A 26,998-nucleotide genomic window follows, 5' to 3' on the forward strand; every position below is an offset into this window, starting at 1 on the left:
TCTTGTGAAAATATCCCATTAAGAACGCAGGGATATCTCAAATATTGCCCGGTATACTATTGCTGTCCGGCAGCTTTTTGCATGTCCTCTATTATGCGCGCGCTTACACCCGTATTAGAGAAACCACCATCGTGGAACAGGTTCTGCATGGTGAGCATGCGCGTAAAGTCGCTGAAGAGCATGGTGCAGAAGTCGGCACAGGCCTCGGCGCTGGCATTGCCCAGGGGCGACATCTTCTCGGCATAGTCGTAGAACACATCGAAGCCCGATACGCCCGAGCCCGCCGTGGTAACCGTAGGCGACTGTGATACCGTGTTCACACGCACCTTTTTGGCAAAGCCATAGTGGTAGCCAAAGCTGCGGGCTATGCTTTCCAGCACGGCCTTGGCATCAGCCATGTCGTTATAGCCGGGAAATGTACGCTGGGCGGCTATATAGCTCAGCGCCACTACCGATCCCCATTCGTTTATGGCATCGGCCTTCATGGCCGCCTGCAGCACCCTGTGCAGCGACAGGGCCGATATATCCAGTGTCTTCAGAAAATTCTCGTGGTTGGTATTGGTATAGGGTATGCTCTTGCGCACATTGGGCGACATACCTATAGAGTGCAGTATGAAGTCTACCTTACCACCCAGTATCTCCATGCTTTTCTGCATCAGGTTGTCCAGGTCGGCATCCGATGTGGCATCGGCGCCTATCACTTCTGCATTACATTCTTTGGCCAGTTCATTTATCTTGCCCATGCGCAGCGCTATGGGGGCATTGGTCAGCACTATCTGTGCGCCATTGGCCACCGCGCTCTGGGCGGTCTTCCAGGCTATAGAGCGTTCGTCCAGCGCCCCGAATATGATACCTTTTTTTCCTTTCAGCAGTTGAGATGACATAATATCGCTTTGGTGTGTTAGTGTTATGTATGGCCGTAGACCGTACCATACGGGATGGTAAAAGTAGAAAAAAGAAAATAAACACCCCCTATACGAGCCGTAAAAGGGGGTGTGCAATATGGAATATGCGAGGCACTAATAGGTCTCGTATTGTATATCGTAGGTATATGTGTACTTGTTCAGGTATTTATCCCTCAGATCCACGGTGGTTTGCTTTATCTTGCTGTCAGAGTCGTACTCGTAGGTTATGTAGGCATTCTTATCGGGCGATGATATGGACTCTACCAGGTGCTTGTTCATGTATATGTTCTGGCCATATTTGGTGAACGACTCCAGCTGCATATAGTCGCCTATACGGTTGGCGTTCTCGGTCCAGAAGTGGTAAGACTGGTTGCTCCACTCCCATGCAGGGTATACCAGCGAATCCTTGTACTGCAGCGTATCATCTACCCACAGCTGCATAGGCTGGTTGGGGTCGTAGGTGCTGAAGGTGTGGCTGAATGACATAAGGTCCTCTACATGGCCATAAGACTTAGGCGTCTGTATCCAGTCCAGGTCCAGCCCCTGCACCAGGTCGTTAAAGTTCGCATCCAGCTTGCTGGGGTACTGCTTCAGCAGGTCGCCGTCCACCGATGTATAGATGACCGAAGAGCTCATGGTCACATTACGGTTGTTGGCGGCCGTCATTATATCGCGCGACATCAGTTTGCCCAGGTATTCGAAATTGTGCTTTACAGTGGCATTGTTCACGCCCGGGGTAAAGGTGGTGACTATGAAGCCGTCAGAGTTCTTGATGAAGGTATCGCGCTCCACTACGCTTTTCAGCAGTATGTCTGTTATGGTCTTGAAAATCGTATCGTTCCTGTAGCTGAAATCTATGCGCTTGTGTATCTCTTCAGAGTCGTTGCCGGTGTATATTATCTGTACCACCCTGTTGTTCTCATCGTAGTAGAACCTGAAGCTCTCCGTTATCTTGCTGATGGCCAGCGGTACAGGCACACTCATATCTATGGTGGTTATCCTGTTGTAGCCCAGCATACGCACATTGTTCGGCGTAGGGGCAAAGGAGTGTACCCTTTTTTTGCACGAAGTACCCATGACCGCCATTAGGATGAATAGGACCGCTATGTACAACAAATTATTTTTCTTCATAAAGCATCTTCGTTAGAAACTCAAAAATAGTAAATAGGCATCAATTGTCAACACCCCACTGCATCAAAGATGCGGCAGGTCATTTCTTACCAAAAGACAGTAACTCTGCACTAAAGGTTTGCTACTGTTGCAATTGTATGGCAAAGTCTGTCAGCAACCGGGCCACACCTGCCATATTGTTCAGGCTTATTTCCTCTGCGCGGTCATATATGTCGTGGTAATAGCCCTTGCCGCCTATGGTATACATGAAGAAGGCGGGCACGCCCTTTTCAGAGAAATGATAGTGGTCGCTGTTGGCGGCCTTGCCACGGGTCTTTATCTCCGGCAGGTATCTATGCTCCTCGTTTATGGCCGTTAATTTTGAGAATTGCCAAGGGAAAACCGTAGCATTCACCACCGTGGCCCCGCCGGTAGCATCGCCCATTATATCTACATTAAGGAGCATTCTTATCTTCCGCAGCGCAAAGGGCGGGTGCTCTGTAAAATAGGCCGACCCCAGCAGGCCAGCTTCCTCCCCGCTGAACGCTATGAACACCATAGTGAACTTTTGCGGGTGCGCGGCAAAATACTCGGCCAGGTACAGCAGCATGGCCACGCCACTGGCATTGTCGCTGGCGCCGGGAAAAACGGCATCGCCCATGCGCCCCAGATGGTCGTAATGGGCAGAGAACACTATTATGCTGTCCTTGAGCTCGCCCGGCACCTTCCCTATTATATTGAAGTTCTCATACTTCGGCACCACCTTGCTCTCTATGTTCATGTCGGCGGTGGTCACATTGGCAGGCAGTACCGAGTCGTATACATATATGATGGTGGCATCCGCCAGGTCCTGGGCTACCGTCCACGACTGTTTTGTCTTTACAGGCACTATGAAGCAGCCTTGTGGCAGAACGGTATAGAGCAGGCTTGCCCGTATACCGGCCACCTTGCAGAAGCTGTCGGCATTCTGCAGCAGGTATATGGTCTTTTTGTCCAGGTCGGCGGCGGCTTTCTTCCATTCCTCTACTGTAGCATAGGTGCTTATATCCTTCTGCGCCACGCGCATCTTACTGCATTTGAATGGTGGGCTACCGGCATCTACCAGGTAGTCGCGGCCGGGTACCAGCTTTTTGCCGTTCAGCGCCACATCTGCCCGGCCGGGAAAGGTGTTCACCGAAAAGTGATAGCTCTGCCTGTAAGATCTCATGCCCGATATCCGCTCCAGCCGATACCTGCGAAACTGCTGCTCTATATACTCGGCGGCCAGTTCCACGCCCTCATTCACATAGCCGCGGCCATGCATATTGGGTGCGGCCAATATGTTTATATGACTGCGCAGTATCTTTTTTATCTCGTTACTATCGGGCTGTGCAGCAGCGCGGCCTGCTATGAGCAACAACAATACACATACGCGAATGGCAGGCAACATCTTCATAAATGACCGGTAAAAAGGAATACGCTCAAAAATAGATAATATCATTCTAGCTCTGCAAGATCTATGTCCAGCACCTCGTAGTTCTTGTCGCGCCAGTGGTAATGCCACCATTCTGTAGGCACAAAGTTGAAGCCATGTTTCCACATCAGCCCCTTCAGCAGCCTGCGGTTCGCCAGCACCTGTGCAGGCAGCGCTGCGAATGCATGGTGAGCGCTATCGGTAAAGTTGTCGAAGCCCGTGCCCATATCCAGCTCGCGCCCGGTGCGCAGGTCGGCCAGTGTCAGGTCGGCAGCTATACCCCTGTTGTGGTGGCTGCCCCTTCGCGGGTTGGCCACATATCTTTTATCGGTGGTAGCGTTCCACAGGGCCACGGTCACGCTGTAGGGGCGATAGGCGTCGTATATCTTCAGGCACAGCCCTTTCTTTGCCAGCTCTTCCTGCACTTTTTTCAGCGCTTCGGCCGGGCGGCGGCGCATATAGGCCGCTGCTTTTTTGTATTGGGGTCTGCCGGTAAAATTATTGGGGGTTGCATAGCGTATATCCAGCAATATGCCGGGTATCACCTGCCTTAGCGGCACCATTTCCTTGCCGGGGTCGGTGGCAGTGGTTGTGTTGAGCGCTGCGCGTGTGGTTATGGCAGGCGGTCTTTGCTGGCAACGGCCGGTAATATCGCCTGCCAGCAATAGCAACAGTAGAAAGGCCCGGCCGTACATTTATTTCAGTTCTTCGTAGTCTATATAGTCGCCATCTATATTGGCCTTCTTAGCGGCCGGGGGCGGCGTGGCTTTCGTCTCGTTCATCTTGCGTTCCATTTCGCGCATCTGGTCCTGCATGCGGCGCATATGGTCGTTCGTCACAGAGGTGATGCGGAACAGCGGCAGCAGGTAAGAGAATACCACCCTGAAGATGAGCCCGAACACGAATAGCCAAAATATCAACCTTAGCATAATGCACAAAGGTAGCTTGTTCGGCGTATTTATTGCCTAGAGGAGTGTTAATATATACTGCCTGCCGCAGGTGAGGCATACGGCTATCGCCATCTGTTCTATATTCGCAGCATGGCAGCATGGCTCAGGCTCATACGGTGGCAAAATCTGCTCATCATCTTGCTAACGCAGGGGCTGGCGTGGTGGTGCCTGGTATGGCCTGCTGCGCCGCAGGTGCTACACCCTGTCGGTTTCCTGCTGCTCAGCTTGTCTACCATGCTTATAGCCGCTGCGGGCTACATTATCAACGACTATTTCGACATCAAGATAGACCAGGTGAACCATCCCGAAAAGGTGGTGCTGGGCAAGGTGATACCCCGCAAAACGGCCATCATAGCCCATACCCTCATCAATGTAGTGGCCATAGCACTGGCAGGTAGCGTGGCCCTGGCCGCCCGCCACCCCGAATGGCTGGCGCTGCAACTGACCTGTACCGCCCTGCTGTGGGTATACTCTACCACCTATAAGCGGCGGTACATGAGCGGCAACATCATTGTATCGGCCCTTACTGCCTTTACGGTAGTGGCCCTTTTCGTGTACGAGCCGCGCCTGCACCTGGCGGCCGGTGCGCCCCTCACCCGCAGTCGTGCTGCACTCTCTTCCCTCCCGGTATGGATACTGGCAGTATATGCCTATTTCGCCTTCATGCTCACCTGGGTGCGCGAGATAGTGAAGGATATGGAAGACATAGAGGGCGATGCCGTCGACGGCTGTGTGACCATGCCCATAAAGCGCGGGCTGGGCTATGCGGCCTGGTTCGCATCGGCGCTGGCGGCGCTGGCTATCATACCCCTGGTGATATGGGGCGTAGTGCTGCTGCAGTATGAGTACACTATGCTGGGTACATACATACTGGCTTTGCTGGCTTTGCCACTGGCCGTTTGGATAGGCTATCTATGGCGTGGCCCCGCGGGCCCGGCGCACTACCATGCCGCCAGCCGTATGCTGAAGGTGATAATGCTACTGGGCATATCCTCTCTACTGATCTATAAATTTCAATAACGAAAAATGCAGCAGATAATACTTGCATCGCAGTCGCCCCGGCGCAAACAACTGATGGAAATGGCCGAGCTGGAATTCAGCATCATAGTGGCCGATGTGGACGAGACCAATCCACCCGGTATGCCGGGCGAGGAGGTGCCCGCCTTCCTGGCGCGCAAAAAAGCCGATGCTGTGTCGCACCGCACACCGGGGGCCATAGTGGTATCGGCCGATACCATAGTATTGCTGGATGGCATGATACTGGGCAAACCCCGCGATGCCGCCGATGCTGCCGGTATATTGGGTATGCTATCGGGCCGCATGCACAGGGTCATAACCGGGGTGTGCATTCGTAAGGATGACATGGAAAAGGTATTCTCGGTAACTACAGAAGTATATTTCCGCAAGCTGAGTGCAGAACAGATAGACCACTACATAAGCCGGTACAAACCGTACGACAAGGCCGGGGCCTATGCCATACAGGAATGGATAGGCGCTACCGGTATAGAAAAGATAAATGGCGACTACTACAACGTGATGGGCCTGCCCATAGGCGATGTGCTGCATGTACTAAAGGCAGACTTCGGCATATAGCTACCTCTATAGAAAAGATCAGTTATTGGATATCAGCGTCAGCTGCAGTGCCGATACCCCCGTGCCCGATGTAGTACCCGTGAGCATCAGGGTATATATCTTGCCCGCTGCCAGTGTCCTGGTGTTCAGAGATACCACTGTGCTCAGGTTCGATGGGTCGCCCGCCTTCAGGTCATATACACCTGCTATCACCTCCCTGAAGGGGCTCACCTCCATAGTGGTCACGGCAGAGTCTATCACATTGTTGCCCGCATTGGCAGTTACGTTCAATCCATCGGGGCTCAGGTTCACAAAGCGTATCTTGGCCCCATTGCTGCCTGGTGCCGTCAGGTCGTCGGTAGTGAAAACGAAGGTGGGGGATGTTACTATACCTCCCGCAAATGCCGAATAATGCTTGCCTGTCTCTATGGTCACCGTCTTGCTGGCCACGGGCGTACCTACATTGGTAAGGTAGTAGTCCAGCTTTACCGATGTACCTGCGCCTATGAGCCTGTAGCCCGAATTGCTGGGGAAGGTAAGGTTCAGCGCGCCCGATACGTTCCGGTCATCGGCCTTGGCATCTATGCCGGGAAGGGTGCCTGCGCAGCCGTTCACGAACATCACACTGGTACTGGTGTTGGTGGTGTTATCTTTCTTTTTGCATGCATGCAGCGATACCAGCAGCGACAACACCAACGAGGACAGCAATATTCTTTTCATAAGCAGGAGCGATCTTATACGTCAAATATACAGAAAAAAGTTCCCTGCCATCTATTTGCCGCCCGGTAGCGGCAAATACCTCGCCATGCCCCACCGTTTGCTGCCATTGGCATATATTGCATCTGCTTAGGATATGGTATTCAGCAGCATTGCTTTTCTATTCTATTTCCTGCCACTGTTCTTCCTGCTCTACTACCTGGCCCCGGCACGGTACAAGAACGCGGTGATACTGGCAGGCAGCATGCTTTTCTATTCGTGGAGCGCTCCGCGTTTCCTGTTCGTGATACTGGGTACTACACTGGCAGACTTCTATGTGGTGCGGCAAATGGGCAATACCCGGGCACGGTCCACGCGCAGGGCACTACTGGCAGCATCAGTACTGCTGAATGTGGGCCTGCTCTTCTACTTCAAATACTCCAATTTCTTTGTCGACAACCTGAATCATGTGCTGGCGGCAATGGGTATAGGTACTGTAAAATGGCTGCAGATAGCCCTGCCCGTGGGCATTTCTTTCTATACCTTCGAGACCATTACCTATGTGGTGGATGTGTATCGCGGTACGCATAAGCCACTTACTAAGTTCGGCGATTACCTGCTCTATATCATCTTTTTCCCCAAGCTCATAGCCGGTCCCATCATTCGCTTTCACGAGTTCGCATCGCAGGTACATGGCCATATCGGTCACGACCATATGGACAACCGCCTACGCGGCTTTTACCGTTTTGTGCTGGGCCTGTCAAAAAAAGTGCTCATAGCCAATGTGCTGGGCGCTGTGGTAGACGATATACTGTCCATCAACAGCTATGCCCGGCTCGATTCCATTACCGCATGGGCGGGCGCGCTGGCCTATACCTTCCAGATATACTTCGATTTCTCCGGCTACTCCGATATGGCCCTTGGCCTTGGGCAGATGATGGGCTTCCGCCTGCCCGAGAATTTCAACGACCCCTATACCGCCACCTCCATCACAGACTTCTGGCGGCGCTGGCACATCACCCTCGGCGCATGGATGCGCAACTATCTCTATATACCCCTCGGTGGCAACCGTGCAGGCAAATGGCGTGTCTACTTCAACCTGTGGCTGGTATTCGTGGCCTCCGGCCTGTGGCATGGGGCTGCATGGGCCTTCCTGCTGTGGGGCATGTATCATGGTTTTTTCCTGGTGGTAGAGCGGCTCTTCCTGGGGCGCTGGCTGGCGCGGCTGGGCAAGCTCTCTGTGCTCTATACTTTCATAGTGGTGGTGGCAGGCTGGGTGCTTTTTCGTATAGAGTATGTGCGGCCCTCGGCGCAGTACCTCTCGCGCATGTTCATCTGGCGGCCATACAACAGCCTCTGGTTCTTCGATGGCGACTTCTGGCCCATCATGTGCATAGCCGCCTTTTTCTCCTTCATCACCCTTACCCGCGCGGGCAGGTGGTGCCAGCAAAAGGTATTTTACGATGCATATACCCCCGGCCGCCATATGCTGATGACCACCATCACCGCACTGTTGCTGATGGTATGTGCCGCGCGTATAACGGCAGGCAACTTTAACCCCTTCATCTATTTCAGGTTCTAGGTATGGCAGGCAGGTATAAGATATGGTTGTTCGGTGTGCTGGCAGTGCTGGTCTTTGCACCTATGGCGCAGCATGGCCTTGGGCTCTACAAGAGCCGCCCGCTGGATGGCGCCGTTACCATAGCGCCCGATGCGCAATGGAGCATGCGCGCATGGTGGAATGGCGAATACCAGGATGCCAAAAATAAGTATCTCAACGACAACATGGGCTTCCGGCCCGACCTAGTACGGCTGAACAACGAGATAGACAACAGGCTCTTCCGCAGGCTGCATGCCAACAATGTGGTGATGGGCCGAGATGGCTGCCTGTACGAGCAGGGTTATATAGATGAATATACCGGGCTGGAATACCAGAAAGACAGCATCATACGCCGCCAGCTCATACGCCTGAGGCGTGTGCAAGATACGCTGGAGCAACTCGGTAAGACCTTCGTCTTCGTAGAGGCCGCATCAAAGGCCTACTACTATCCCGATAAGTTCCCGCGCGGTATACGCAACCGCAGGTATCGTACCGCTACTACCTATGGCAAGCATATTGCGCTCTGCGACTCGCTGGGTATACAGCACATCGATGCCAATGCATGGTTCGCTTCGCAACGTGGCAAAGATGGCAAAGACAAACTGTTCTCGCTCACGGGTACACACTGGTCTTTATATGGCTCGCTGCTGGTGGCCGATAGTCTTTCGCGCTACATAGAGCTCAGGCAAAATATCCTGCTGCCTTCGCTGTACATACAGGAAATGAGATACTCTGATGTGCCGCGATATACTGATGATGACATAGCGCGCGGCCTGAACCTGCTGAGCAGACCACCGCGCGAAACGCTCTGCTATCCCGAATATGACTTTATGTACAGCAACCCGCGCACTACGCGGCCAAAGATGATATTCATAGGCGACAGCTTCCTGTGGACGATGGCCGACAACAAATATATGCGCTCGGTAAGCGAGGGATGGGAGTTCTGGTACTACAACAGCGAAGTATGGACGGCAAAGAGCGGCGACAAGCCCTACCCTATGGACACCTACGACTGGAAAACATCGCTACAGCAGGCCGATGTGGTAGTGGCCATGTATGGCACCATCAACCTGAAGACCTTCTGGGACCAGCATTCATTCATAGAAATGATGTACACGCATTTCTACGGCAACCAATAGTTGGCACTATGCCTGCCGCAGCGCCAGGAAAAAGGTAGCGCCCTTGCCCTCTGTACTCTCTACCCACATCTCACCGCCATTCAGTATGGCGAATTCGTTGCAAAGCATCAGGCCTATACCGGTGCCCTTCTCATTGTTGGTGCCGGGTGTACTGTTCACCGGCGTGAAGATGCGCGTCAGCATATCGGGCGTTATGCCTGTACCATTATCCTTTACCGACAGTACCACATAGCCCGGTCTTATATGGGTATCGGCAGCTATCTCTACCTTGCCACCATCGTGCGTGTATTTCACTGCATTGGTGATAAGGTTGCGCACTATGAAGTCGAAGTGCGTGGCATCGGCCTGTACATTCAGGTCTCCGGCTACTTTATTGACAATGGCTATGTCTTTTTCTTCCAGCGCCAGCTTTTTCAGCGCCAGGTCCTGCATCACATAAGTGCTCACGTTCACGGTCTCTTTCTGCAGCATGATGCCCTTCACCAGCGACTGCCCCCACAGCAGCAGTTTTTCCAGCATCTCTATCAGCTCCTTGGTATGAGCGCGCATATTGTCCAGCAGGAACTGTTTCTCATCATCGGGCGTCTCGGGGTCTTCGTATATGTCCAGTATCACAGGTATGCGAGCCACTGGGCCGCGCAGGTCGTGCGCTATTATAGAGAACAGCTTGTCCTTCATGCCGTTCAGTTGCTGCAGCGCTGCCTCCTGTGCCCGCAACTTCCGGTTCAGCATCACCGACCGCCTGGTGAATATGAACAGTATGATGAAGAGCACACCTACCCCCAGCAGTATGCCCAGGTACAGATTGCGCTGGGCGGTACGCTTCATGTGCTTCACTTCCAGGTCCTTTACCTTGCTGTTAGAGCGTTCCAGCTCATATGTGGCCAGCAGGCCGTTTATCTCCGAGGTCTTATTGGTAGCAAAAAGGCTGTCGGTCACCTGTGTCCTCATTTGCGATGCCTCCAGCGCCTCTTTATACTTGCCCAGGCGTTTGTACACATCTACCTGGTGCTCGTATACCGTTGCCATAAAGGTCTTGTTGCCCATTTGCAGGGCTATCGCCAGGGCCTCGTTCAGCAGTCCGGCCGCCGTGGCCGGGTCGTTCTCCTTTATTATCACGGCCATCTCCTGCAGCGTATTGGCGGCCAGTTCGGGTATGTTGTTCTTGCGTGCCATTGCCAGCGCCTCTTTCAGGTAGCTCAGTGCTTTATCGGGCTGGCCGTTCTCCAGGTAGTACTGGCCTATGTACGTCAGCGATTCCACATGCGCCGTTATGAAGCTCGGGTGGTCGCTCAGCTCCAGGTTGCGCAGAAAGCACTCTATGGCCTTTTCATTCTGCCCCGTCATGGCATACTGCACACCTATCATATTGTACAGCCCCAGTATCTTGTCAGACAATGGCATCTTGCCGGCCATATCCGATGCTATCTTCAGGTACTTGCCAGAGTTCGCCGTATCGCCCGTCTGCATGTATATGGTGGCTATGTTCATATAGCCGGTGAGCGCCACATCGGTATTGCCCAGTGTTTCCTCTAGCTTCAGCGATTCTATGAGGTACTTTATGGCGTTCTCATAATTACCCACACCGGCCTCCAGCGCGCCCAGGTTGCCTATAGTGGTGGCTATGCCCGGCTTATAGTTCAGGTCTCTGTATATGCTTAGTGCATATTGGGTACGCTGCCGGGCTATATCCATTCGCCCCTGGTTCTGGTCTATTATCGATAGCTGGTCTATGATGTGCGCCTCGCCCAACCGGTAGTTGCGCTGCCTGAAGTAGGCGATCCCCTTGTCCGAATAATATTTCAGCGAGTCTATATTGTGGCGGGCATAATGTCTCAGCGCATCTCGGTATACCTCAGCTCGCGCCGAATCGTTCTTCGCTGCATTCAGCCGCCGCTCAAAGTCGAGTTTGTCTACCTGTCCATAGCACACTACGGACACCAGTATATATAGCAAGGCAAGCACAGGTCTTTTCATGCGCTAATGTGTGTTGTTCTACAAATTAACTACCACCGCACCAATAACCAAATGTTATTCACTATAATAACATTCCATTTTCAAGCGCCGTCAGTAGCTCTTGTATACATGTATATACATGTGCCAGCTCTTCTTTCGTTATGCAGTATGGGGGAAGGATGTAGACCACATTTCCTAATGGCCTTAGTATCATCTTCTTGCCTATGAAGAAACGGTAGATGGCATCGCGCAGTGCGCTGTGGTAGGTGGTAGTATCGGCACGCAGTTCTATGGCCAGTATGGTGCCTGCCTGTCTTATATCGGCTATCATACCGTGGCCTGCCAGCGTGACCGCAAATGCAGCATGTGCCTCCACTATCATCCTGCGCGCAGTGGTACAGTCCTCATGCAGCAGCAGGTCCATACTGGCCAGCGAGGCTGCACATGCGGTAGCATTGGCGGTAAAGGAATGCCCGTGATACAGCATGCGGCTGCGGTCATCGTCGTAGAATGCATCGAACACCTCTGCCGTAGTAGCCGTCACACCCAATGGCATCACACCACCGGTAATGCCCTTGGACAGGCATATGATGTCGGGCCGTGTACTCACCTGGTCGCAGGCAAAGAGGGTGCCTGTTCTGCCAAAGCCTGTCATCACCTCGTCATCTATGATGAGCGCGCCATATCGCTTGCACAAGGCAAAGTAGCGCTCCAGCGTAGCGGCATCGTACATGCGCATACCGGCCGACCCCTGCACCAGCGGCTCTGCTATGAAGGCCGCCACATCGCCCGCGGCCAGCACGGCATCCAGCGCACTGATGCTCGCTGCCTCATTGCCTCTTTCGGGGAAGGGTATGAAGGTCACATCGAACAGCAGCTCTGTAAATGCCTCGGTGAAAACGCTCCTGCCACTCACCGCCATTGCGCCAAAGGTATCGCCGTGATAGGCGCCCTCTATGGCCACTATACGCTTGCGCGGCATACCCTTGTTGCGCCAGTATTGTATGGCCATTTTCATGGCCACTTCCACCGCCGTCGATCCGTTGTCCGAATAGAATATCCTGCTCATGTCGGGCAGTATGTGCAGCAGCCTTTCGCCCAGCCGCACAGCGGGCTCGTGCGTAAAGCCCGCGAACATACAATGCTCCATGGTGGTCATCTGCTCTGCCACCTTCTGCGCTATATACTTATTGCCATGCCCATGCAGGCATACCCACCACGATGATATGGCATCTACATACCTGTTGCCCTGCTCATCTACCAGGTACACACCCTCACCCCTTACCATAGCTATGGCCTCGGGCCATGCCTTCATGGGCGTATAGGGGTGCCACATTATCTTGCTGTCGCGCTGCGATATGTTCATGTTCTGTACGTCTATATTTCCATTATGCCGGTCACTTACCACCTCCCTCTCCTCGGGAGAGGGCCGGGGAGAGGCTCTTCATCATCACCTCAGTAAAGGTGTCCCAGCTATATTTTCTCTTCTCTGCCAGTATGTTCTCTTGCAGGTCGGGTATAGCGCCACCCTCAAAGAATTTCAGTACCGCATCGGCTATGGCTGTTGGGTTCGGCTCTGCCACATAGCCTACCTTGCCATCAGGCACTACCTCTGCCAGCCCGCCCACATTGGTCACTACCATCGGCTTCTCAAAGTGGAAAGCTATCTGTGTGATACCGCTCTGCGTGGCATGTTTGTAGGGCTGCACCACCAGGTCGGCCGCGCTGAAGTAGTAGCGCACCTCGCTATTGGGTATGAAGTCCGTTCGCAGGTGTACTCTGCTTTGTAAATTATGTTTTGCTATCAGCTCATTGTTAAGGGCCTCTACATCCTTGTTGTAGTATTCGCCTGCCGCTATCAGCTCTATACCTGCCTGCTGCATACGCGTGTCCGCCATGGCCTGCAGAAGCAGGTCCAGCCCTTTGTATTCGCGTATGAAGCCGAAGAAAAGCATATACCGTTTCGCCGGGTCCAGCCCCAATTTGGCACATGCCTCGTCCTTGCTTACGACCTCGTTGTAGCTGTCGTATATAGGGTGGGGCGAGAAGGCGGCAGGCTTGTCGGTGAATGTCCTTACATCCTTCAGCACATCTTTGCTCATGGTCACAAAGGCATCTACCGCGCCTATGAAGTACTGCGTGAATTGCTTATCGCCCGGCCGCTGCTCGTGGGGTATTATATTGTCCACTATGCACAGCACTTTGGTGTTGCCATTCTTTTTGGCCCTGCGCAGTATAGTGCCAAAGGCAGGCCCCATAAAGGGCAGCCAGTACTTTACTATTACCAGGTCGTAGCGTTCTTTGTTCATGCTGCTGCCTGTGTTCAGCCAGTTCAGCGGATTCACAGAGTTCACAGCAGTGCGTATATCCAGTCCCTCGGGCGCAGGCTCATCGGTATACTGTGTCTTGCCGGGGAACAGGAAGCCCGGGTACTGCAGCGAGAAAGACCATATGGTCACCGTATGGCCCTGCTGCTGCAACTGGTAGGCAAGCCGCTCGTTGAAGGCCGCCAGTCCGCCTCTCAGCGGGTGCGCCGTGCCCAGTATGGCTATCTTCATGAGAATATGATCTTAAGGTCCTGCTGTGCTTTTTCGTAGTCTACAGGTATGCCTATGTCTATGAAATAGGCTTCACTTTCAAAGCCGTAAAATCTTCCTTCCATCGTATACCGCTCCAGGTAGGCTTTCTCAAAGGAGTGTTTCGCGGGCAGTTGTTTGCCCAGGTAGTGGCGGGTATCTACTATATACACACCTGCGTTTATCATTCCTTCTTCGCGGTACTGTTTCTCCTCGAACGATGTGATGCGGCCATGATCGTTGGTCACTACTATGCCATACCTGTCAAAGGCATACATCTTCTTCAGCCCCAGGGTGGTGCCGGCATGCATAGAGCGGTGGTATTCCATCTGCGCGCGCAGGTCGGCCATGAACATGGTATCGCCGTTCAGTACTATCACATGGTCGCTCACGGCATCTTTTATTGCCAGTTGTATGCCACCGCCGGTGCCCATAGGCTCCTGCTCCACCACATGGTCTACCACGAAGGGCGGCGTTTGCTGTGCCAGCCACTCCAGTATCACCTCGTGCTTGTAGCCCAGCGACAGTATAACGCGAGTACAACCCTGCGTGCCCAGGTAGTCGAACAGGTAGGCCAGAAAGGGCCTGCCGTTCACTGCCGCCATGCATTTGGGATATTGTCCTATTACGCCCTGCAGCCTGGTGCCCAGCCCGCCGGCAAGTATGATCACTTCCATTTTTCTGAAACTGCTACAAATGTAAGCCCGCCCGTGATATGTAGGACAAAACCTGCGCCCCACCCATATAGGGGGATGTTTATCTATAAAACTATGTTAAATCCGTTCTGCGCTCTTCTATACGGTCGTGCCGTACACTGTTGATGCACAAGAGTTTTGTTCTTTTACATTAGAATTCCCTTAAAAGCTCCCGTACGCCTATATGAAGCACCTCTCCATCCTGCTTTTCCTTGTGGTATGCTGTGTACTGCCCAGTGCTGCCCAGTCATATATCATAAAAGGCTCTGTTACCGATACGCTCAACAACAATAAGCTCTCCATGGCATCGGTAGTGCTCATCCGCACTGCCGACTCTGTCATAGCTGCCCATGGCCGCACCGGCAACGATGGTCGCTTCGAGGTAAGGGTAAAGCAGCAGGGCAAATACTTCCTGCGCATAGCCTTTCCCGGCTTTGCCGAGCATATAGACGAGGTGGACGTGAAAAAGAGCACCACCGACCTCGGCGACCTGCCCATGATATCACGCGAATACCTGCTGAAGGAATTCGTCCTTACACAGCAGGTGGCCGCTATAAAGATAAAAGGCGATACCACCGAGTATATGGCCGATAGCTTCAAGGTAAAGGAGGGCGCTACGGTAGAGGACCTGCTGAAAAGGCTACCCGGTATACAGGTAGACAAGAACGGGCAGATAGTGGCACAGGGCGAGGCCGTGCAGAAGGTGCTGGTAGATGGCGAGGAGTTCTTCTCTGACGACCCAAAGGTGGTGACCCGCGGCCTGCAGGCCGATGCCGTGAAGAAGGTACAGGTATACGACAAAAAGAGCGACCAGGCCGACTTTACCGGTATAGATGATGGCGAAAAAACACGCACCATAAACCTGGAGCTGAAGGAGGACAAGAAGAAAGGATACTTCGGCAAGCTGGAGGCCGGCGCCGGTACCGATGGCTACTTCCAGGAGCAGGCCATGGCCAATGCGTTCAAGGCCAAGCGGCAGTTCTCGGTCTTCGGCATAGCATCCAATACCGATAAGGCCGGCCTTGGCTGGGAAGACAGCGACAAGTTCGGCAACGGCAGCGGCACCACCGAGATAACCGAGGATGGAGATTTCATAAACCGCTTCACACCCGATGAGTTCTCGGGCTGGGACGGCCGCTACAATGGCGAGGGCCTGCCACAGACATGGACAGGCGGAACCCACTATGCCAATAAGTGGAATAGTGGCGAGCATCACCTGTCTGCCAACTACCGCTATGGCAAACAGAAGGTGAACATAGATGGCAATACCGATGTGCAATACTCTATGCCCAACGACTCCATACGCGTTACCGAAACACACAAAGAACAATCCAGCAGCAGCGACAGGCACGGCTTCGATGTGATGTATGAATGGAAGATAGATACCGCCACATCGGTAAAGATCACCTCCAATGCAGGCGTAAAGGCCACCGAGACCCGCTCGGAATACAGCACGGACAACTACTTCAAGATAAAGGATGCCCCCGGCGCCAACCTGAACAACCTGCGGCAGATAACCGGCGACGGCAATGCGCAGTTCATCAATACCGACCTCATACTGCGCCACCGTTTTCCCAAGAAAGGCAGGACACTGGCCATAGATGCAAAGGAGAACTACAGCGAGAACACCAATACCGGCACCCTCTTCTCTGTCATATCCGACACCTTCGCCCTCACCCCCGATCTTGTTACCCGCCAGAGGAAGGACAACTATTCCAGCTCCCTCGCATTCTCGGGCAAGGCCACCTATACCGAGCCATTATCGAAGACCGTGTTCACCGAGGTGAACTATGGTATCACTGTGAACAACAGCACCGCCCGCAACCTCTCGTTCGATACCCTAGCCACCGGCCAGTACAGCGATGTGCCCAATACCACCTTCAGCAACGACTTCACCTACAATATCCTCTCCAATGCAGGTGGTCTCAGCTTCAAGTTCATGTACAAGACATACAACTTCTCCTTTGGCAGTGATGTCTCCAGGGCCGACTATGTACAGACCGACAGGACGAACACCAACAATACTACCACCTATCACTTCACCAATCTCTTCCCGCGTGCGAATTTCACTTACAGGTTCGGCAAGCAGACCTCTTTCAACTTCAACTACAGGGGCAATACCAAGCAGCCTACCATCACCCAGATGCAGCCCTTCCTGCAGAATACCGACCCGCTGAACATTACCATAGGCAACCCCGACCTGCGGCAGGAGTTCGTCAACGAGTTCAACATGCGCTTCAATGATTACAAGATATTGCAGAGCCGCTTCCTGTGGGCCAGTGCCTCGTTCAGCACTACGTCCAATGCCATCAGTACAGAGCAGAGCAATGATAGCGGTATCAACAAGACCCGCTACATAAATGTAGATGGCAACTACTCTGGCTACGCATTTATAGGTTATGGTTTCAAGGTGCCCAAGACCGACCTCTCTATAGGTGGCCGCCTCAATGGCTCTACCTACCACATCAATAACATCATAAACCGCCAGCAGAACAGCAGCAATACCAACAGCATATCGCTGGCGCCATATGTGAGCTATACCAAGGACAACAAGTTCGATATACGCTGGGAGCCGCAGATAGCCTACAACGTCAACACCTCTACCAACAACCCTGTAGATGTTACCTACTACATCTTTACCAACGAACTGAGCGGCTCTGTACAGCTACCGAAAAAGATAGAGATAGGCAGCTCGGTAGACATGATGTTTCGCCAGAAGACGCCCATATTCACTACCAATAACAATGTGATAAAGTGGAACGCCTACGTCACCAAGAAGTTCCTGAAGAAGAGCCAGCTGGAGCTGCGCGCATCTGTCTACGACATACTGAACCAGAACCTCGGCTTCAGTCGCATAGGTCAGGGCAATATGGTGACACAGAACAGCTACAACACCATTCGCCGCTATGGCATGCTCAGCCTCATATGGAATTTCACCCACACACCCGTTGGCGCACCGCCCGCACAGGATGGCGGCACCATGATAATAAAATAACTGCACCATGAAGAAGACACTGCTTTTTATATACACACTGCTGGCGCTGGCCGTTTCCGCCGGTGCGCAGCATACCTATAAGGGCCGCATAGAGTATGAGCGCAAGGTGAACATGCATGCCCAGATGGAGGAAATGGAACAAATGGGCAACAACTCGTGGGTGGAGAAGCTGAAGGCACAGATGCCCAAGTTCAACAGCAGCTATTTCGATATGCTGTTCGATGCCGGACACACGCTTTACAAGCCCGGCAGGGAATTGCCCGACAATAATCCCTTCAAGATGTTCGGCGGCGGGCCTGCTACAGATAATATTGTCCTCACCGAATTCTCAAAGAACCTGGTACGCGCCAATAAGAACGTCTTCGACCAGAAGTTCTTTGTAGAAGATACGATACGCGTGATGGACTGGAAAGAGCGCGACGAGGTACGCACTATTGCAGGCTATAAGTGCCACAAGGCCGTTGGCCGCATATGCGATACCGTATATGTGGTGGCCTTCTATACCGAGGATATACCCGTAAGCGGCGGTCCCGAGATGTTCGGCGGCCTGCCGGGTATGATAATGGAGCTGGCCATACCGCGCCTGCACACTACATGGGTCGCCAACAAGGTAGAGCTCATACCGCCCAAGACAGAGGACTTCACCATACAGGAGAAAGGCAAAAAGGTGAACGAGCAACAACTGCACGACACCATCTACGACAGCTTCAAGAAATGGGGCAGCATGGCCAACCGCAATGTGTGGTGGGTAGTGCTTTAACGGCTATCTTTCGTAGCGGCACAGCCAGTTGCCGTTCTGCACCTCCGCCGCCGACCTTATAGGCATCAGCGCCTTATCACGCGCCAGGTATATGGTATAGCCATATGCTGTTATGGCCTCATACAGTGCGCCTGTATCGGCATACTTCTGTATGGCCTCGGTATATATCATGGGTCTGTGTGTGGCTATGGTCGCTGCAGCGCCCTTTAGCGCATCGGGCTCACTGCCCTGTATATCCATCTTCAGAAGGTCTACCCTCTTTATACCGTTCTCTGCTACAAAGGCATCTATAGTGTACTGCTGCACTACTATCTCCCGGGTCTCGTCCGTTATTACGCTCCGCCCCGATCGCCCCGGGTTGTGATGCCCCTGCGGAAAAATATTGAACCTCACATCTCCACTTGCCTCACCTACTGCTGCATTATGGGCCGTTACATTCGCCAGGCCATTCAGTGCTATGTTATCGCACAGCATGCTGTAAGAGTGCGGGTGTGGTTCAAAACCGTATACATGCCCCTCATCGCCCACCAGCTTTGCCAGCAGCAGCGTTTCTGTACCTACATGGCAGCCTGCTTCTAGCACTACATCACCCGTCTTTACATGCTGTATCAGCACATGATCGGTAGTGGGCTCATATGCCCCGAAGAAGAACAGCTCCCATCCTATCAGGTCTTTGGTATTGATGCGGCATTGCAGGTCCATATGCTGCAGGGGTACTGTTATATCTATGCCTGCCAGGTCGGGCCGCTTATAGTCATACAGCAGCATGGCCGCGCGTGGCCGTAGTCGCCGCGGCAGCAGCGACAATATCTTTTTGGCCCGCATCAGTTTTTGCAACTCGCGCTCATACGGCATAGGCATACCGTAAAAATACACAGTAGGCGCGTATATGGCGCATCAGATGAACTTATTATCCCTGGCCGCTTTTATGGCATCGGCCTTAGAGTGTACGTCCAGCTTGTGGTATATGTTCTTTATATGCGACTTCACCGTTTCCAGGTCTATGAACAGTTCCTCGGCTATGCGCTTGCGGCTCTTCCCGGTGGCTATCTGTTCCAGTATCTCGGTCTCGCGGCGGGTAAGGGGTGTGGCCTCGTTCCGCTTGAAAGAAGAGATGACCATACGCGCTATGTGGGCACTCATGGGGCCGCCGCCCTCCATCACTTCGTGTATGGCGGCCACTATCTTCTCGGGTGGTGTGTTCTTGGTAAGGTAGCCCGCCGCGCCATTACCCAGCGCGCGGAATATGAGCATCTCCTGCTCGTACACGGTCAGTATCAGTACATGGGTCTCTGGCAGCAGCTTTTTCAGCTTTGGCAGCGCCTCTATACCCGATAACCCAGGCAGCTCTACATCCAGCAGTATCACATCGGGGTTATCCGTCACTATCTTTTTGGCCGCATCCTCGTAAGACGGGTAGGTACCGGCTATCTTATAGCCTTTCGTATTCCCTATCAGGAAGGCATATCCTTCGCGAATGGTCTCATCGTCCTCTATGATGGCCACATGTATATCCAGGTCACGTTTCATACGTCTGCTATTTATGTAAAGTTCGCGAATAGCCCCTTTGAGTGCATCACCTGTTAGGGGGTATTTTGAAGGTAAGGCTGATGATGGTGCCCTTGCCCGGCTTGGAGTCTATGTACAGCTTGCCTTTCAGCCGCTCGGCGCGGTTGTGCATATTGGTGAGGCCGTTGCCCTTGTAGGCTATCTGTGTGTCAAAGCCCTTGCCATCGTCCCTTAGTACTATCTGCAGCACATTGCGCTGTTTCCAGTGCACATCCATGCTCACATTTTTGGCGTCGGCATACTTCAGGCAGTTGTTCAGCGCCTCCTTGAATATCATCGTCAGGTTTCGGCTCATCTCCATATCCAGCCGGTAGTTGTTCCACTTCTCGTCCGTACCGGTAAAGGAGAACTGTATATCCGTATCCTGGAAAAGCTCTGTGCCCAGGTCGCGTATGCGGTGCAGTATCTCGTACAGCACATCGTTCGATGGTTTCAGCGACCACAGTATATCGCGCGTGCCGCTATACAATTGCGATGTGTTGTCCTGTATCTGCCCCAGTATGCGGCTTGTCTCCGGCGATAGCTCCACCTTGCTCTTCAGCACATTGGTCAGCACATTTATGCGGGTCAGCTTGTTGCCTATCTCGTCATGAAAATCCTCTGCGGTGCGTGTCCTCACTTTGCCCTGTTCCTCTGCACGCAGCTTGGCCAGCAGCCGCAGGCGTTCCTGCTTGCGGCGGTTGTAAGAGTACTGCAGCAGTATACCTGCCAGTATACAGGCCAGTATCACCGACAGGCGGAACCATGTTGTCTGCTGGAAGGGGGTTATGATCTCGAAATGGTAAACAAGGTCTGGCGTGCCTGCACCTGCATTGCTGCGGCACTGCACCCGGAAGGTATACTTGCCCGGCGGCAGTGCCGAGTACGTCACCGAGTTGTTCGTCGACCAGTCCGACCACGGAGCATCCAGCCCCTCCATGCGGTAGCGGTACAGTGCCTGCTGCGCCCCGCTCAGTGTCACCGCCTGGAAGGTGAACGCTATATTGTTCTTCTTATATGGCAGGCTGAGGCCATAAGGTATGCTGTACCAGTTGTCGCTGCTGTCGTACCACCTGGGGTCTATCACGTTCTCCCCCGCTATCTTCACCGACTGCAGTATGATGTATGCCGGAGATGCGCTCACGGCAGGTGTATTGGGGGTATAATGCAGTGCGCCGTTCGTAGTACCGAACCATATGCTGCCATCCGGCATCTTCAGCACCGAGTTGATATTGCTCTCCATGCCCGATATGCCCTGTGCCTTGCCGTAGAAGGTCACCAGCGGCTCGCCATTGGCTTTTATCTGCACCTTGTGTATGCCAAAGCCCGTGCCTACCCATACATTGTTCTCCTCATCGGTCACTATGTTGTAGATGAAGTCCGACCGCATGCCCTGGCTCTTGTTTATCAGTTGTGCCTTGCCGGCACCCAGGTCGTAGCGTATCAGGCCATTATCGCTGCTGCCCAGCCACAGTTCCCTGCCCCGCATTATGAAGCACTGTATGGCAGAGTTGTCTATGACCGTACCGGTGCGGAAGGGCGTTGCCTCGCCTGCATGGAACAGCCGCAGCCCACCCTCTGTGGCTATGAGTGTACTGTCGTAGCCTATGGTAAGGAAGGAGTACACAGGGCTGGTGTTCGTATCCGCCATTTTGAACATGCCATCCTCCAGCACCATGGTACCATTGGTAAAGCCTATCCACATGCGGTTGAAGGTGTCTATGTACAGCCGGTTTATGTAGTTGGACGGGAAAGGCTGCTCGGGCTTGGCATACTGCCTGAAGGAGCCATTGTCATAGGTCCACAGGCCGCGGCCGCGGGTACCTATCCACAGCCGCTGGTCGGGCGTGTAGCACAGCGTCATGATGGCCGGTACAGGCGCCGACGGGAAAGGCAGTGCGCGCACCTTGCCGTTCTGGAAGATGTGTATACCTGCATCGTAAGTGCCTATGAAGAGCGAGTCCACGCCATTGTAGGCCAGCGCCATCACCTGTGCGCTGGGCAGCCCGGCGGCCTCATCCAGCCCGGTGAACTGCGTACCCGAGAACCTGAACACACCCTGCCCGTCCGATGCCATCCATATATTGCCCTCGGCATCCTTTATCGCATCGTTTATGTTGTTGTCGGTAAGGCCGTTGCGCTTGTTGTAGTAGAATATGCTGCTGCCTATGATGCTGATGGCGCCATTGCCCGTACCCAGCCATATCGATCCGTTATTGTCCTCTGCCGCCGACGATATGCCGGGCAGGAAGGTAAGCGGCTCGCTATTGATGGTGTGCGGCACTATGTAGCTCTCTGCCACCTGGTATATGCCATAGGTACCGGCCATCCATATGCTGCCGTCATTGCGGCGTAGTATCTTGTGTATGATGGGTGGCACCTCTGTAGAGTCCAGCAGGAAGTAGAGCGTGTCCCAGCAGCGCTTGTGGTAATGGTATACCGCGGTCTTCTTTGCCACCCACAACCCGTTACTGTCGGCCATGATGGCCGATGCCACTCCGCTCTCACCCGGTGTAGGGAAATACTTGATACTGCCCCCTGTCACGCAGAACACATCGCCCTGCACGCGCCACCATGTGGTATCGCCCAGGGGTATTATCTGCTGGGTATTGTTCAGGTCGCGGGTCACCTGCACCTGCTTGCGGTAGTGTTTGAAGGTCTTGCCGTTGAAGCACGACAGGCCCTCTATGCCACCTATCCATATATTGCCTGCCTTGTCGGCGGCCACAGCCCGTACGGTATTGTGCAGCAGGCCATCGTTCACGGTATAGTTGGTAAAGCCGCGCCCGTCATACCGCGACAGCCCGCCAAAGGTGCCCACCCACAGGTGGCCTGTCTTATCCTGCGCCAGGCATGTGGCCTGCGACTGCACCAGGCCATCTTCTACCGTCAGGTTATGGAAATGGTATTTCTGCGCATGGGCAGCCGTGCTGCCCAGCACACACAGGCATACTATGGCCATATAGTGCAGCACAGCATAGTGCCCGGTATATTTTTTTGCATGCTCTCTCATTCGGTCTTGGTAGGGTATAGGACCTTGGGGGGTCGTTAATGCCTAAAGTTACTCCAAGTTCCCGGCTTACAAATGCCTTTTTGCGGGGGATAATGTAAAGCGTGGCAGGCAATATAAATGTGCGGCACCTTGCTATATTTACAGATACTTCGCCTCTATGCTATACACTACCCACTCCTTCCGCTATGCCGATGTGATATTGCAGCAGCCCGAATTTGCGGCCGATACTGCCGAGCTGCTGGCCATAGTGCAGGGCATTACCGACACCCACCTTATAGAGCAGCACAACGGCTACCGGCAGGCCGGGCTGCGCGTACCCAAAAGCCTATCGGTGGCCATAAATCATTTGCTGAAAGACCGTTTCAGGGAACATGGCTGGGCATTGGAATCGCCCATCTTCCAGGATGCCGAATACCAGGACAACCGCTGGCGGCTCGATTTTGCGAAGGGAACCATATCGGTAGAGGTCGCCTTCAACCATGCCGGCTCTATAGCATGGAATATGATAAAGCCCGTACTGGCCAGCGAACTGAACCATGTGCGCAAGCACCATACAGACCAAGGTAGGCGTCATCATCACCGCCACCAATGCCATGCGCGATGCCGGCGGTTTCGATGGCGCTATCGGCACCTTCGAGACCTTTCAGAACTACCTGAAGCCATTCAACGGCATACTTACCACACCCATGCTCATCATAGGGCTGCAGCCACCCGCCACATTCCGCATACGTCAGTCGCGCCGCGAGGGGAAAATGATAGGAGATATAGAAATGCTGTGACCACAAAACAAAAGACCGCACCCTAATGAGTGCGGTCTCCTTATATCTGTTGATACGATAGCTTATGCTATCTTCTCTACCTGCATATAGTTCAGCTCTACCGGTGTGGCGCGGCCAAATATCTTTACCACTACCTTCAGCTTCTTCTTCTCCTGGTTCACTTCTTCCACAGTACCGTTGAAGTCGTTGAACGGACCATCTACTATCTTCACGGTCTCGCCCACTATGTATGGCTCTGCATAGCTTATACCCTGCTCGCTCACCTCGTCCATCTTACCGAACATCTTGTTCACCTCGCTCTTGCGCAGGGCCGTAGGATTCTCCTTGCCCAGGAAGTGTATCACACCGGTCACGTTCTTCACCGTGTGTATGATGTCGTCGGTCAGTTTGCCGTCATTGGCCTCCAGCAGTATATAGCCGGGGAAGAGGGTCTTTTCGCGCAGCACTTTTTTGCCGTTCAGCACCTTGAACACCTTCTCTACAGGGCACAGTACCTGCACCACAGAGTTGCCCCAGTTGTTTATCTTCACTTCCTTATCCAGGTACTCTTTTACCTTCTTCTCCTTGCCACTCACTACGCGTATAACGTACCATTTGGTATCAGGGGCCGGTTTGGCGTCCTGGATAGCTACTGTTTCATTCATAACTTCCATTGTTAACTGCCTAAGATCTTATAAAGGAATTTCAGTACGTTCTCTGATGCGAGGTCCATACCGAATATGACCATTGTTACGAGGCCCAGCGCAGCCAGCACTATAAGGGTGGTCTGCTGCAGCTCGTCCCACGATGGCCAGGTCACCTTATGCAGCAGCTCATCGTATGCTTCCTGCACATAATTGCCCAATTTGCTCATATTCTTCTTTTTGAGTTAAAAGGTCAATTGGTTAAAAGGTTAATAGGTCAAAAAGTTGAGAGGTAGTTGCTACCTATTAACGTATTGACCATTTAACATATCGACCATTTGACCTGTCAACATTGTTCAGCACGGGCACGCGGATTCGAACCACGATCAAAGGTTTTGGAGACCTCTATTCTACCATTGAACTATGCCCGTATCTTGGCCTTTACACCGGCCGAATAAAAGCAAAAAGTCAAAAGAAGGCCTTTTGACTTTTGCAGTTCGTTGCAAAGATAAGTAAACTTTTCGGTTTCGCACGACAAAATATCCGGGTCATACGAATTTCAGCCCTGCCGCATCACAGCAGCAGTACCGACAGGCCATAATCGGCGCACAATATGAGTATACAGCTCACTACCACCGATGTGGTAGAGGCACGGCCTATCTCCAGCGCGCCGCCCTCTACATAGTACCCGTAATAAGAAGGTATAATAGATATGATGAGCGCGAACACGAATGCCTTCATCATGGCAAAGAAAAGGTTGTAAGGCAGGAAACCCATGGTAAGGCCCTGCACGAACTGCTCTTTGGTGAGTATCTGCGAGAACATACCCGCTATATAGCCGCCCCATATGCTCACCGCTATAGATATGGTAATGAGGGCCGGCACCATTATCATGGCCGCTATTATCTTGGGCAGCACCAGATAGGTCTTTGTGTTTATACCCATTATCTCCAGGGCGTCTATCTGCTCGCTCACGCGCATATTGCCAAGCTCCGATGCTATCTTGGAGCCTACCACACCTGCCAGCACTATACATATCACCGTGGGCGACAGCTCCAGTATGGTAGAGTCGCGCACTATCTGGGCTATCACAGTTTTGGGTATCCAGGGGCTTATGAGCTGGTAAGACGTCTGTATGGTCAGTACCATACCCAGGAAGAGTGATATGATGAGCACTATGGGCAGTGAGCGTATACCTATGTCATTGCACTGTGCCATGAACTCTATCCAGTACACCCGTCCGTTCTCGGGCCGGCGCAGTCCGCCCTTTACCATCAGTACTATTTTGCCCAGGTGGCCCAGGAATACCTTCATAGCCTACAAAAGTAGGGAAAAGAGCATTGGAAAGGCTATTGCAGGGTTTTGTTTAACTTTATCTGTATGCCGATAATAAAAAAAACAGAAGCCGATAATAGTAATGCTGACAACGACCAAGCATTGACAGAAAATTCAGGCATCTCGGATATTCCTTCATGGCAGCTACATTTAGGCAAAGAAGAATTGCAACTTATCGCAGATGATACAGCCGGCCTTATACCTTGGGCAGAAGCAAAGAAACTATTCGAAGCATAACACAAGTCCGGAAGTATAAAACAGTTTACCTGGTAATGAGCGAGTTGAGTGTTGCTAAATACCCATGCACCACCAGGTCTTCTACCTCGCGTATATATACCGAGCGTCCTTCCTTCAGCAGGTAAATGGTATCGGCCACCTGCAGCAGTGGCTCGTACCGGTGATCGGTGATGATAATGCCCTTCCTGTACCGCTGCCGCTGCAGCGATGCCAGCAGGCGCTCTGCATACATCGGTTCTATATGTGCAAACGGTTCGTCCAGCATTGTGAAACGGCTATCGGCATACAGCACCAGCAGCACCGATAACAGCCGCTCATACCCCGGCGACAGCTCCCTTATGGGCGTATGGATATAAGCTTCCAGTTCCGGGTACTCCGCCAGCAGCTTTTCTTGCGGCACCCTATACTGCCGCATCAGGGCACCTACCCGCACATCCTGTGGCAGAAAAGGCCGCTGCGGCAGGTAGTTCATCAACCGCGGAATAGTATATGCATTGCGCAGCAGCACACCATTCACATGCACATCGCACTCTGTGGCCGCCCGGGTACCAAATATGCACTGCAGCAGCAGGCTCTTGCCTGCCCCGTTGCGGCCCAGCAGCGCAGTGATGCTGCCACGCGCCATGCGTATGGTGGCATCGGCCAGCAGCTCGCGCCCACCTATGGCCAGGCATACATGCTCTGCCGTCAATATGTCCGATGCTACCACATAAGCGCTGTTGCCCATAACGAGATACCGAATAATAAAAGGTCTGTAAAGAACCATGTAAGGAATAGTACCGGCCGCGACACATGCAGGTTGTAATAGTAGTAGAACCTATCGTGGCGTGTTGTGGATATCAGATACCACAGCAGGCCGTTCACCGCCGCCTTCATCAGCAACAGTGGCAGCAGCAGGCCATCTAAGGAATACACCCATATGCCCGGCAGCCATAGCAGCGTGGGAACAAAACAGTGATACCTGTAGAAGAGCAGGGCTATACGCAACCTGGGAATATACATGCAGCAAGAACCTTAAAGTATATCTGCGATCGGTAGCGCCTGTTTTAGTGTGTG

26 protein-coding genes, 1 tRNA gene and 1 pseudogene are annotated in these 26,998 nt (G+C 53.0%); 9 read left to right on the forward strand and 19 right to left on the reverse strand.

The annotated features are described in order from the left end of the window. Window positions 1-56: 56 nt before the first annotated feature. The 5 genes from ABD843_RS04605 to ABD843_RS04625 form a co-directional block, all read right to left on the reverse strand. Window positions 57-884 carry an enoyl-ACP reductase FabI gene (locus tag ABD843_RS04605; RefSeq protein WP_345079216.1) on the reverse strand — a complete coding sequence of 276 codons (828 nt, stop codon included), beginning with the start codon at window positions 882-884 and terminating at the stop codon, window positions 57-59. 135 nt (window positions 885-1,019) lie between these two features. Further along, entirely contained in the window at window positions 1,020-2,036 is a 1,017-nt protein-coding gene (locus ABD843_RS04610; protein ID WP_345079219.1) for a hypothetical protein, read from the reverse strand. A gap of 121 nt (window positions 2,037-2,157) precedes the next feature. Next, entirely contained in the window at window positions 2,158-3,450 is a 1,293-nt protein-coding gene (locus ABD843_RS04615) for a M28 family metallopeptidase (protein ID WP_345079222.1), read from the reverse strand. 41 nt (window positions 3,451-3,491) lie between these two features. Beyond that, window positions 3,492-4,163 (reverse strand): M15 family metallopeptidase, encoded by a 672-nt coding sequence (locus ABD843_RS04620; protein ID WP_345079225.1) that lies wholly within the window; start codon window positions 4,161-4,163, stop codon window positions 3,492-3,494. Then, window positions 4,164-4,397, reverse strand: a complete 234-nt coding sequence (locus tag ABD843_RS04625) for a hypothetical protein (protein ID WP_345079228.1) — start codon at window positions 4,395-4,397, stop codon at window positions 4,164-4,166. A gap of 111 nt (window positions 4,398-4,508) precedes the next feature. Here ABD843_RS04625 and ABD843_RS04630 point away from each other — a divergent pair, with 111 nt between their 5' ends. Both ABD843_RS04630 and ABD843_RS04635 read left to right on the forward strand, forming a co-directional pair. After that, on the forward strand, window positions 4,509-5,438 hold the full coding sequence (locus tag ABD843_RS04630) for a geranylgeranylglycerol-phosphate geranylgeranyltransferase (RefSeq protein WP_345079231.1): 930 nt from the start codon (window positions 4,509-4,511) through the stop codon (window positions 5,436-5,438). 6 nt (window positions 5,439-5,444) lie between these two features. Beyond that, window positions 5,445-6,011, forward strand: coding sequence for a Maf family protein (locus tag ABD843_RS04635; protein ID WP_345079234.1), 567 nt, complete (start codon window positions 5,445-5,447; stop codon window positions 6,009-6,011). 18 nt (window positions 6,012-6,029) lie between these two features. On the opposite strand, the gene ABD843_RS04640 is transcribed toward ABD843_RS04635, so the two are convergent. After that, window positions 6,030-6,710 (reverse strand): DUF4397 domain-containing protein, encoded by a 681-nt coding sequence (locus ABD843_RS04640; protein ID WP_345079236.1) that lies wholly within the window; start codon window positions 6,708-6,710, stop codon window positions 6,030-6,032. 133 nt (window positions 6,711-6,843) lie between these two features. Here ABD843_RS04640 and ABD843_RS04645 point away from each other — a divergent pair, with 133 nt between their 5' ends. Further along, entirely contained in the window at window positions 6,844-8,268 is a 1,425-nt protein-coding gene (locus ABD843_RS04645) for an MBOAT family O-acyltransferase (RefSeq protein WP_345079239.1), read from the forward strand. 2 nt (window positions 8,269-8,270) lie between these two features. Further along, window positions 8,271-9,425: an alginate O-acetyltransferase AlgX-related protein gene (locus ABD843_RS04650; RefSeq protein WP_345079242.1), complete on the forward strand. Its 1,155-nt coding sequence runs from the start codon at window positions 8,271-8,273 to the stop codon at window positions 9,423-9,425. A gap of 6 nt (window positions 9,426-9,431) precedes the next feature. On the opposite strand, the gene ABD843_RS04655 is transcribed toward ABD843_RS04650, so the two are convergent. From ABD843_RS04655 to ABD843_RS04670, 4 genes are all read right to left on the reverse strand, one after another. Continuing rightward, window positions 9,432-11,402, reverse strand: a complete 1,971-nt coding sequence (locus ABD843_RS04655) for a tetratricopeptide repeat-containing sensor histidine kinase (protein ID WP_345079245.1) — start codon at window positions 11,400-11,402, stop codon at window positions 9,432-9,434. Between the two features lie 61 nt (window positions 11,403-11,463). After that, window positions 11,464-12,747: an adenosylmethionine--8-amino-7-oxononanoate transaminase gene (locus tag ABD843_RS04660; RefSeq protein WP_345079248.1), complete on the reverse strand. Its 1,284-nt coding sequence runs from the start codon at window positions 12,745-12,747 to the stop codon at window positions 11,464-11,466. Between the two features lie 31 nt (window positions 12,748-12,778). Beyond that, window positions 12,779-13,939 carry a glycosyltransferase gene (locus ABD843_RS04665; RefSeq protein ID WP_345079251.1) on the reverse strand — a complete coding sequence of 387 codons (1,161 nt, stop codon included), beginning with the start codon at window positions 13,937-13,939 and terminating at the stop codon, window positions 12,779-12,781. Next, window positions 13,936-14,634, reverse strand: a complete 699-nt coding sequence (locus ABD843_RS04670; RefSeq protein WP_345079254.1) for a sugar phosphate nucleotidyltransferase — start codon at window positions 14,632-14,634, stop codon at window positions 13,936-13,938. Before ABD843_RS04670 ends, ABD843_RS04665 begins: the two co-directional genes overlap by 4 nt. A 202-nt stretch (window positions 14,635-14,836) precedes the next feature. On the opposite strand from ABD843_RS04670, the gene ABD843_RS04675 reads away from it, so the two are divergent. Both ABD843_RS04675 and ABD843_RS04680 read left to right on the forward strand, forming a co-directional pair. Next, window positions 14,837-17,647 (forward strand): outer membrane beta-barrel protein, encoded by a 2,811-nt coding sequence (locus tag ABD843_RS04675; protein ID WP_345079257.1) that lies wholly within the window; start codon window positions 14,837-14,839, stop codon window positions 17,645-17,647. A 7-nt stretch (window positions 17,648-17,654) separates the two neighbouring features. Then, window positions 17,655-18,407 carry a GLPGLI family protein gene (locus ABD843_RS04680; RefSeq protein ID WP_345079260.1) on the forward strand — a complete coding sequence of 251 codons (753 nt, stop codon included), beginning with the start codon at window positions 17,655-17,657 and terminating at the stop codon, window positions 18,405-18,407. 3 nt (window positions 18,408-18,410) lie between these two features. Here ABD843_RS04680 and ABD843_RS04685 read toward each other — a convergent pair whose 3' ends face one another. From ABD843_RS04685 to ABD843_RS04695, 3 genes are read right to left on the reverse strand one after another with little or no spacing between them, the layout of a single operon-like run. Next, a complete protein-coding gene (locus ABD843_RS04685; protein ID WP_345079263.1) occupies window positions 18,411-19,268 on the reverse strand; it encodes an FkbM family methyltransferase in 858 nt (285 codons plus the stop codon). A 36-nt stretch (window positions 19,269-19,304) separates the two neighbouring features. Further along, a complete protein-coding gene (locus ABD843_RS04690; protein ID WP_345079266.1) occupies window positions 19,305-19,937 on the reverse strand; it encodes a response regulator in 633 nt (210 codons plus the stop codon). Between the two features lie 46 nt (window positions 19,938-19,983). Next, window positions 19,984-22,968 carry a ligand-binding sensor domain-containing protein gene (locus ABD843_RS04695; RefSeq protein WP_345079269.1) on the reverse strand — a complete coding sequence of 995 codons (2,985 nt, stop codon included), beginning with the start codon at window positions 22,966-22,968 and terminating at the stop codon, window positions 19,984-19,986. 157 nt (window positions 22,969-23,125) lie between these two features. On the opposite strand from ABD843_RS04695, the pseudogene ABD843_RS16445 reads away from it, so the two are divergent. Beyond that, window positions 23,126-23,440: pseudogene (locus ABD843_RS16445) on the forward strand (BglII/BstYI family type II restriction endonuclease); the annotation flags it as partial. A 64-nt stretch (window positions 23,441-23,504) separates the two neighbouring features. After that, entirely contained in the window at window positions 23,505-23,747 is a 243-nt protein-coding gene (locus ABD843_RS04705) for a BglII/BstYI family type II restriction endonuclease (protein WP_345079275.1), read from the forward strand. Window positions 23,748-23,809: 62 nt separating this feature from the next. On the opposite strand, the gene nusG is transcribed toward ABD843_RS04705, so the two are convergent. The 4 genes from nusG to ABD843_RS04725 all read right to left on the reverse strand — a co-directional run bounded on the left by nusG (window position 23,810) and on the right by ABD843_RS04725 (window position 25,684). Then, window positions 23,810-24,391, reverse strand: a complete 582-nt coding sequence (nusG, locus tag ABD843_RS04710; protein ID WP_345079277.1) for a transcription termination/antitermination protein NusG — start codon at window positions 24,389-24,391, stop codon at window positions 23,810-23,812. A gap of 11 nt (window positions 24,392-24,402) precedes the next feature. Then, window positions 24,403-24,600 (reverse strand): preprotein translocase subunit SecE, encoded by a 198-nt coding sequence (gene secE / locus ABD843_RS04715; RefSeq protein WP_345079279.1) that lies wholly within the window; start codon window positions 24,598-24,600, stop codon window positions 24,403-24,405. A gap of 130 nt (window positions 24,601-24,730) precedes the next feature. Continuing rightward, a tRNA-Trp gene (locus ABD843_RS04720) sits at window positions 24,731-24,801 on the reverse strand. A 142-nt stretch (window positions 24,802-24,943) separates the two neighbouring features. Further along, window positions 24,944-25,684 carry an MlaE family ABC transporter permease gene (locus ABD843_RS04725; protein WP_345079282.1) on the reverse strand — a complete coding sequence of 247 codons (741 nt, stop codon included), beginning with the start codon at window positions 25,682-25,684 and terminating at the stop codon, window positions 24,944-24,946. Between the two features lie 66 nt (window positions 25,685-25,750). On the opposite strand from ABD843_RS04725, the gene ABD843_RS04730 reads away from it, so the two are divergent. Then, on the forward strand, window positions 25,751-25,942 hold the full coding sequence (locus ABD843_RS04730) for a hypothetical protein (RefSeq protein WP_345079285.1): 192 nt from the start codon (window positions 25,751-25,753) through the stop codon (window positions 25,940-25,942). A 25-nt stretch (window positions 25,943-25,967) separates the two neighbouring features. On the opposite strand, the gene ABD843_RS04735 is transcribed toward ABD843_RS04730, so the two are convergent. After that, window positions 25,968-26,669, reverse strand: coding sequence for an ATP-binding cassette domain-containing protein (locus ABD843_RS04735; RefSeq protein ID WP_345079288.1), 702 nt, complete (start codon window positions 26,667-26,669; stop codon window positions 25,968-25,970). Next, window positions 26,645-26,944, reverse strand: a complete 300-nt coding sequence (locus ABD843_RS04740; RefSeq protein ID WP_345079291.1) for a hypothetical protein — start codon at window positions 26,942-26,944, stop codon at window positions 26,645-26,647. The genes ABD843_RS04735 and ABD843_RS04740 overlap by 25 nt, the downstream gene beginning before the upstream one ends. Window positions 26,945-26,998 lie beyond the last annotated feature (54 nt).

Origin of the sequence: Nemorincola caseinilytica (assembly GCF_039540515.1) — a bacterium.
GTDB lineage: Bacteria > Bacteroidota > Bacteroidia > Chitinophagales > Chitinophagaceae > Nemorincola > Nemorincola caseinilytica.

Excerpts from the sequence above, each read along its gene's own strand:
- ABD843_RS04730 (WP_345079285.1), top strand. The coding sequence starts at position 25,751 with ATGCCGATAATAAAAAAAACAGAAGCCGATAATAGTAATGCTGACAAC.
- ABD843_RS04620 (WP_345079225.1), bottom strand. The coding sequence starts at position 4,163 with ATGTACGGCCGGGCCTTTCTACTGTTGCTATTGCTGGCAGGCGATATT.
- ABD843_RS04640 (WP_345079236.1), bottom strand. The coding sequence starts at position 6,710 with ATGAAAAGAATATTGCTGTCCTCGTTGGTGTTGTCGCTGCTGGTATCG.
- ABD843_RS04695 (WP_345079269.1), bottom strand. The coding sequence starts at position 22,968 with ATGAGAGAGCATGCAAAAAAATATACCGGGCACTATGCTGTGCTGCAC.
- ABD843_RS04705 (WP_345079275.1), top strand. The coding sequence starts at position 23,505 with ATGTGCGCAAGCACCATACAGACCAAGGTAGGCGTCATCATCACCGCC.
- ABD843_RS04690 (WP_345079266.1), bottom strand. The coding sequence starts at position 19,937 with ATGAAACGTGACCTGGATATACATGTGGCCATCATAGAGGACGATGAG.
- secE (WP_345079279.1), bottom strand. The coding sequence starts at position 24,600 with ATGAGCAAATTGGGCAATTATGTGCAGGAAGCATACGATGAGCTGCTG.
- ABD843_RS04610 (WP_345079219.1), bottom strand. The coding sequence starts at position 2,036 with ATGAAGAAAAATAATTTGTTGTACATAGCGGTCCTATTCATCCTAATG.
- ABD843_RS04735 (WP_345079288.1), bottom strand. The coding sequence starts at position 26,669 with ATGGGCAACAGCGCTTATGTGGTAGCATCGGACATATTGACGGCAGAG.
- ABD843_RS04625 (WP_345079228.1), bottom strand. The coding sequence starts at position 4,397 with ATGCTAAGGTTGATATTTTGGCTATTCGTGTTCGGGCTCATCTTCAGG.
- ABD843_RS04650 (WP_345079242.1), top strand. The coding sequence starts at position 8,271 with ATGGCAGGCAGGTATAAGATATGGTTGTTCGGTGTGCTGGCAGTGCTG.
- ABD843_RS04685 (WP_345079263.1), bottom strand. The coding sequence starts at position 19,268 with ATGCCTATGCCGTATGAGCGCGAGTTGCAAAAACTGATGCGGGCCAAA.
- ABD843_RS04740 (WP_345079291.1), bottom strand. The coding sequence starts at position 26,944 with ATGTATATTCCCAGGTTGCGTATAGCCCTGCTCTTCTACAGGTATCAC.
- ABD843_RS04605 (WP_345079216.1), bottom strand. The coding sequence starts at position 884 with ATGTCATCTCAACTGCTGAAAGGAAAAAAAGGTATCATATTCGGGGCG.
- ABD843_RS04680 (WP_345079260.1), top strand. The coding sequence starts at position 17,655 with ATGAAGAAGACACTGCTTTTTATATACACACTGCTGGCGCTGGCCGTT.
- ABD843_RS04655 (WP_345079245.1), bottom strand. The coding sequence starts at position 11,402 with ATGAAAAGACCTGTGCTTGCCTTGCTATATATACTGGTGTCCGTAGTG.
- nusG (WP_345079277.1), bottom strand. The coding sequence starts at position 24,391 with ATGAATGAAACAGTAGCTATCCAGGACGCCAAACCGGCCCCTGATACC.
- ABD843_RS04670 (WP_345079254.1), bottom strand. The coding sequence starts at position 14,634 with ATGGAAGTGATCATACTTGCCGGCGGGCTGGGCACCAGGCTGCAGGGC.
- ABD843_RS04645 (WP_345079239.1), top strand. The coding sequence starts at position 6,844 with ATGGTATTCAGCAGCATTGCTTTTCTATTCTATTTCCTGCCACTGTTC.
- ABD843_RS04635 (WP_345079234.1), top strand. The coding sequence starts at position 5,445 with ATGCAGCAGATAATACTTGCATCGCAGTCGCCCCGGCGCAAACAACTG.
- ABD843_RS04725 (WP_345079282.1), bottom strand. The coding sequence starts at position 25,684 with ATGAAGGTATTCCTGGGCCACCTGGGCAAAATAGTACTGATGGTAAAG.
- ABD843_RS04615 (WP_345079222.1), bottom strand. The coding sequence starts at position 3,450 with ATGAAGATGTTGCCTGCCATTCGCGTATGTGTATTGTTGTTGCTCATA.
- ABD843_RS04660 (WP_345079248.1), bottom strand. The coding sequence starts at position 12,747 with ATGAACATATCGCAGCGCGACAGCAAGATAATGTGGCACCCCTATACG.
- ABD843_RS04665 (WP_345079251.1), bottom strand. The coding sequence starts at position 13,939 with ATGAAGATAGCCATACTGGGCACGGCGCACCCGCTGAGAGGCGGACTG.
- ABD843_RS04630 (WP_345079231.1), top strand. The coding sequence starts at position 4,509 with ATGGCAGCATGGCTCAGGCTCATACGGTGGCAAAATCTGCTCATCATC.
- ABD843_RS04675 (WP_345079257.1), top strand. The coding sequence starts at position 14,837 with ATGAAGCACCTCTCCATCCTGCTTTTCCTTGTGGTATGCTGTGTACTG.